The 6,392-nt window shown below is 66.3% G+C and carries 5 protein-coding genes; all 5 read left to right on the top strand.

Translation table 11 applies throughout. From position 1 onward, the window contains the following. The first annotated feature begins 65 nt into the window (after window positions 1-65). Window positions 66-2,762: a M66 family metalloprotease gene (locus B2527_RS15340; RefSeq protein ID WP_293715482.1), complete on the top strand. Its 2,697-nt coding sequence runs from the start codon at window positions 66-68 to the stop codon at window positions 2,760-2,762. Between the two features lie 43 nt (window positions 2,763-2,805). After that, window positions 2,806-3,348, top strand: a complete 543-nt coding sequence (locus tag B2527_RS15345) for a type II secretion system protein N (protein ID WP_293715485.1) — start codon at window positions 2,806-2,808, stop codon at window positions 3,346-3,348. 68 nt (window positions 3,349-3,416) lie between these two features. Continuing rightward, complete coding sequence (gene trxC, locus B2527_RS15350; protein WP_293715488.1) at window positions 3,417-3,860, top strand: thioredoxin TrxC; 444 nt, start codon at window positions 3,417-3,419, stop codon at window positions 3,858-3,860. Window positions 3,861-3,959: 99 nt separating this feature from the next. Continuing rightward, window positions 3,960-4,850 (top strand): AraC family transcriptional regulator, encoded by an 891-nt coding sequence (locus B2527_RS15355; RefSeq protein WP_293715491.1) that lies wholly within the window; start codon window positions 3,960-3,962, stop codon window positions 4,848-4,850. Between the two features lie 155 nt (window positions 4,851-5,005). Then, on the top strand, window positions 5,006-6,103 hold the full coding sequence (locus tag B2527_RS15360; RefSeq protein ID WP_293715493.1) for a zinc-binding dehydrogenase: 1,098 nt from the start codon (window positions 5,006-5,008) through the stop codon (window positions 6,101-6,103). The last annotated feature ends 289 nt before the right edge of the window (window positions 6,104-6,392 follow it).

The following is a 6,392-nucleotide window of genomic DNA, read 5'->3' on the forward strand; positions in this document are numbered from 1 at the left end:
CGTTGGGACCCGGATGCGCGCCGCCGCACCTACCTGTAGTACTTCAATACCAAGGGGAGTAATTCTTGAAGAACGCACTCAATCCGCGCGTGCTTGTACTGGCACTGTCCACCGCCCTGCTGGCTGCCTGCGGCGGCGGTGGTGGTGGCGACAGCAGCAGCGGTGGCGGCAGCACCGGTGGTGGCACCCCCACCCCGGCCGACCCGTACCCGGAGCCCACCAGCGCGGCCTATGACGAAGTTGACCTGAAAGGCTTCTACGACATCGATGCCAGCGGTGCCACCCGCGCCGTGCGCAACGACCTGGAAGGCACGCTGCCGGCGATGATCCAGTTCGCCCAGAGCCACACCGTCGACCCCAGCGGCAACGAAGCCAAAAACATGCCACGGCTGACCACCGAGCGCGCCGCACTGTTGCTGGTGACGCCGGACCCCTCGCTGAAGGACGTCGACGCGGTGAAGGTCACCGTCTCCGTCGACGGCACTGCCAAGGGCACGCTGGAACTGCTGCACCCCAACGCCATGTACCGGTCGGACTACAACAACGGCGACGGCCGCCCCGACTACAACTACTCGCGCCGGGCCTGGTCGGTGGAACTGCCGTGGGACTGGGTCAAGCCGGGCATGAGCCTGAGTGTCAGCGACAGCAAGTCACGCAGTGGCAGCCTGGCCGCCGACAAGATCGATTTCGGTGCCCCCGCCGAGCTGGTGGTGCACAACATCCGCCTGGGCATGCTCACCGATCCACCGGCCGAGAGCGATGCGTTCTGGCTGTTGAAGAACCCCGAGCAGGGTGCGGCCGACTACTTCCAGACCATCCCCGCCGCCCGCTTCACCGTGGCCTATTACGAGCCGATGAAGCTGGACAAGGTGATGGTGGCCAACGGCACCATCTACGACACCGCCAGCAGCGGCGAAGGTGGCGTGTACTCCGGCGACATGCGCGAGAACACCGGCAAGTCCACGGTCAGCGTCGGCATCAACCTGGCCAACTTCGGCGCCACCGCGTCCGGCATGGCCGGGCAGTCGCAGCCGCAGTGGTTCCAGAACGTGGTGGCACACCACGCCGTGGGCAGGTACAGCAACGGCGTGCAGAGCCATGGCCTGAGTGGCGGCAACGGCATGCTCACGCTGTACTCCACCAGCGGCAACGAGTTCAGCCATGAAATCGGCCACCACTACGGGCTGGGCCACTACCCCGGCCAGTCGGGCGACAACTACTTCCTGTCCGGCCACCACCACGACAGCGGCTGGGGCTATATCGCCTACCGCAAGCGCATGCGCGGCAACCTGCACTGGAGCCGCGCCAAGAACGGCGGCCTCAGCGGCATGCCGATCTACGACGACACCTACAGCTTCGCCACCGACGCGATGGCTGGCGGCAACTATTCCAGCGCATTGTCGCGCTACACCCATTACACCGGTTACAGCACCAGGATCGCGATCCAGCCGCGCCTGGACAAGCCGGTGCCCACGCAGAGCGCTTCCACCGGCTACCTGGGCTGGAATGCCGACACCCGCAAGATGGAGCCGGTAACCGGCAAGGTGCCCAACAACAGCCAGTTGTTCTTCAACTCGCCTGACGGCAACTACCTCAAGCCACGCCTGGTAGGTACGGAAGTGTTCACCGTGCTCGGCGGCTACGACCCCGATACCGGCAATGCCCTGCTCTACCCCGCGTTCCGCGGCAACTGGGGCAATGTGTTCGACCTGCCGGCGCCGGTGGCCAATGCCAGCAACCGCCAGTGCTGGCTGGAGGTCGGCTTCAGCGGTGGCGGCAGCAAGCGCATCGCGGTGGCCGGCAACATCCTGCAGAACGGCTCGGTCAACAAGCTGCACATCAACCTGGCCCAGGCCGACAAGCCGCAGCAGGCCAGCCTGCAATGCCAGGCACCGGGTGCGGCGGTGACCACGCTCGCCAGCATGAGCTTCCCGCAGAACCTTGCGCCGATGAAGGCACCGGTGGTGGTCGGCAAGGAAGCGGGCTACAGCGCACTGCGCGCAGTCGAACTGCCGGAGCTGGAAACCTTGCTGGTTGCCGCCGGCGGCAAGCCGCTGATCAACCTGGGCGCGCGTGGCAACCTGCTGTACGCCAGTTGGGGCGGCGATGCCACCGGGCTGTCCAGCCAGGCACGCCAGGTCCGCGACGCCTACATCGCCCAGGAAACCAAGGCCAAGCGCCTGAACCGCTGGATGAACCGCTACCGCAGCGATCTGCAGGCCAGCAACAACTCCGCTGCGGTGGATGCGCTGAAGAAGCTGCTGGACACCCTGGGACTGCGCCAGAGCCCGCTGCTGCCGGTGGGCCAGCAGATGCTGGTGACCGGCAACAAGCACTGCCTGAAGACCGAAGACGTGGACGGCAAACCGTCGGTCTACATCGCGCAGGCCAGCAGCTGCACCGGTGCCGACAACGAACTGTGGATGGCCGACCTGCGCGGTGCGATCCACAGCGTGGCCAATCCCACCATGTGCCTGTCCGGCAGCGGTGGCAACAATGCGGCCGTGACCCTGGCACGTTGCGACCGCACGCTGGACGCGCAGATGTTCGACCTGAGCGGCTTGCCGAGGATCCTGCGCAACACAACCTGCCTTGACCTGTCCGGCGGCTTCCTCACCAACGGCCGCGGCAAGCTGATCACCTACAACTGCAGTGGTGGCGGCAACCAGCAGTGGACCGGCCTGAGCGCCAACGACAATGCCTTGTTGGCGCTGCTCAGCCCCAACAACCTGGTCGTGATGCGTGGCTTGAACATCCAGTAAGTGCTGACGCCCGGGGCCCCGTGCCCCGGGCACTACTACCGCCATGATCCTGCGCGCCCTGCCATCGACCGTGTTCTGCCTGCTCGCCATCGCCGTCGGCGCCGCCGCGCAGGCGGCTGAACGCAGCCCCCGTCCACCGGCGCTTGCAGGCACCGGCCAGGAGGCCGTGCCACGCCTGCTGGGCACGCTGGTGCATGTGCAGCCCGAACGTTCACTGGCCGTGCTGGGCAGCAATGGGCAAGCCGCACAGACCGTGCGGATCGGCCAACTGCTCGACAATGGCCTGCGCCTTGAGGCGATCGCCAGCGATCACGTGGTGGTGACCCGCGCCGGCCAACGCTATTCACTGCCGCTGCTCGGCCAGGCGGCAGGCCAACGTCGTCCTGCTACTGCACCACGGCCTGCGGGGAACACGATGGACACCAGCAGCGATGCCAGCGCCCCCTCGGCCGCCACCGCCAGTGCCTTGCGCGCAGGCAACCTCGACGACGTGCGTGCAGCCTGCGCCGATCCGTCCCTGATGCAGGCACTGCCGGCCGCGCAGAAAGCCGAACTGGATGCACTGGGCGTGTGCACGCCGCACTGACCCACGCCGATCCGGGGTTCACCCCGCGCCCGGCATACTGTTGGCCTGAACACCATCAGGGCCACCCCATGAATACCGCCACCGAGCTGCTGCAGATCGCCTGCCCGCACTGCAATGCGATCAACCGCGTACCCGCGGCACGGCTGGGCCAGTCACCGGCCTGCGGACGCTGCCACCAGGGTTTGTTCACCGGTACGCCAATGGTGTTGAATGCGGCCGCGTTCGACGCCCATGCCAATCGCTCGCAGATTCCGCTGCTGGTGGATTTCTGGGCCAGCTGGTGCGGCCCTTGCCGGCAGATGGCGCCGGAATTCGCCAAGGCCGCCAGCCAACTGGAGCCGCGCATGCGCCTGGCAAAACTGGACACCGAAGCCGAGCCGGCCATCGCCACCCGCTACGGCATCCGCAGCATCCCGACGATGCTATTGATCCTGGGTGGGCGCGAGATCGCCCGCCAATCGGGCGCCATGCCAGCCAGCAGCATCGTGCAGTGGGCGAGCGCGCAACGGTAGTAGCCGCTGCACCTGCTCCAGCGTACGCCGGCCCCGCCAAACGGTCATCCCGGTCATTCCATTCCCACGCCGGAAACCTAAGCTCAGCCCATGACCGGGTTGAGCAGACTGCAACAGGCCATCGCAAGGCACAGTGGCGACGGTTTCTGCGCCACCGCGATACCGCGCCTGGCCTTGATGCGTTCGGAGAAGCCCAGCAACGCATCGGCATCGGTATTCGAAGCCTGGCTGCTGGTGGTCGCCCAGGGCAGCGTGCGCATGCTGCTGGGCACGGAGCATTGTGAACTTGCCGCTGGGCACTATGCCGTCACCACGGTAGACCTGCCGCTCAGCGGTCGGATCCACCAGGCCGGTGCGGCCCGCCCTTATCTCGGCCTTGCGCTCAGCCTGCAGCCGGCGATGCTGGCGGACGTACTGCTGCAGATGGGCGAGCAGGCCCGCGACCTGCCGCCTTCGGCAGGCATGGCCAGCGGCACGCTGTGCACGCAACTGCTGGACCCGCTCATGCGCCTGCTTGAGCTGCTGGAACAATCCCACGACATCGCCATGCTGGCGCCGCTGATCGAGCGCGAGATCCTGTACCGGCTGTTGTGCGGGCCGCAAGGCGCAATGCTGCGTCAGCTGGCCTTGGCCGACAGCCGCCTGTCGCGCATCAGTCGTGCCATCGCGCGTATCCGCGGCACGTATACCCAGCCACTGCGTGTCGGCACGCTGGCGCAGGAGGTGGGCATGAGCCCCTCATCGCTGCACCGGCATTTCAAGGCGGTCACCGGCATGAGCCCGCTGCAGTACCAGAAACGGCTGCGCCTGCAGGAAGCCCATCGACGGCTTGCCAACCATCAGGACAGTGCGGCCCGCATCGCCTTCGCGGTGGGCTATGAAAGTGCCTCGCAGTTCAGTCGCGACTACCGCAACGTATTCGGCATTCCGCCCGCGCGCGATGCCGCCCGGCTCCGCCACCGACTGTTGCATGGCGACCGGTTGGACTGACTGTCCCGCACCCGCGGCCGGCTGTTCCCCGCCAGTGAGGCTGTTTGGCAGCATCGGGCAAGAATCTGCCCGTGCGCGGCAAACAGCGCCCCCGCCAACGGCTTACCTTCCTGCCTGATGCCCGGGCATAGCCCATTCCCTTGAAGGAGGCCGCGATGAAAGCTTCTGTTGTCAATGCAGTGGGTGGTGGTTTTACTGTGCAGGAGCTGCAGCTTGCACAACCACAAGGTCGGGAGGTGCTGATCCAGGTCAGGGCCTCGGGGCTTTGCCATAGCGACCTGACGCTGGCGGAAACAGGCTTTGGCTATTCCCCCCCCATGGTGCTGGGCCACGAAGTTGCCGGGGTGGTGATCGCGGTGGGTGAACAGGTCAGCGAATGCGCTGTTGGAGACCATGTCGTCGGCTGCCTGATCCAGTTCTGTGGACGCTGTGTGCCATGCCTTTCCGGGCACACCCACGCATGCCTGCACCCCGAAGCAACCCTGCGTGGCCCCGACCAGCCCGCGCGGCTGTGCTGCAGCGATGGCCAGCCCGTCGAGCAGGGCTTTGGATTGGGCGGCTTCGCCGCCCAGGTGCTGACCCACGAAAGCCAGCTGGCAGTGGTACCCAAGGCGCTGCCGTTCGAACAGGCCGCAGTGCTGGGGTGCGGCATGCTCACTGGCGCCGGCGCCGTGCTCAATACCGCCAAGGTGCGACACGGGGAAAGCGTGGTGGTGATCGGCGCAGGTGGCGTCGGGCTTTGCGCCGTTGCCGGTGCCGTGTTGGCCGGTGCATCACGTATCGTTGCCGTGGACCTGGCCGAGGGCAAACTGCAACGCGCACGCGGATTGGGCGCGACGGATACCATCGATGCCAGCCAGACAGAACCGGTGCAGGCATTGAAGGCATTGCTGCCCGGCGGCGCTGACCATGTATTTGATTTTGTCGGCGTACGCGCGGTGGTCGAGCAGGGATTGCAGATGCTGGCCAAGGGCGGGGGCCTGTACCTGATCGGCATAGGCGACGGCACCACGCGTATCGACCTGCATACCCTGGGCATGATGAGCAACCACAACCGCATCGTGTCGGTATACATGGGCTCGTCCAACCTCAAGCGCGACATCCCGTTCTATGCGCAGATGGCGCTGGCAGGGCGCGTCAATCTGGCCGCACTGGTTTCGCGGCAAATTGCGCTGTCACAGATCGACGAAGGTTTCCGCTCGCTGAAGGACGGCTCGACCGCCCGTGTGGTGATCACCGACTTCGAGCATTGACCCTTCGCGGCAGAAACGACCCACACCCACGTAGTGCCGAGCCATGCTCGGCAGGGGCGTTCCCGGCGCAGGCAGCCGCGCCAAGGCTTCAAAAGCTACCCCTCCCCAACCCTCCCCTGCGCTGCGCGCAAGGGAGGGGTCAAAGCACTCCACCTGCGCCGAATATGTAGTGCCGAGCCATGCTCGGCAGGGGGCTTTACCCGCCAAAGCCAACGTCGCCTTCACTCCAATCCCCGCTCCGCGCCCCGGTCCTTGCGCTGGCGCAAGGTCGTTCGAATGGCTGCGAACC

It is taken from the genome of Stenotrophomonas sp. UBA7606 (genome assembly GCF_002477705.1).
Classification (GTDB): Bacteria; Pseudomonadota; Gammaproteobacteria; order Xanthomonadales; family Xanthomonadaceae; genus Stenotrophomonas.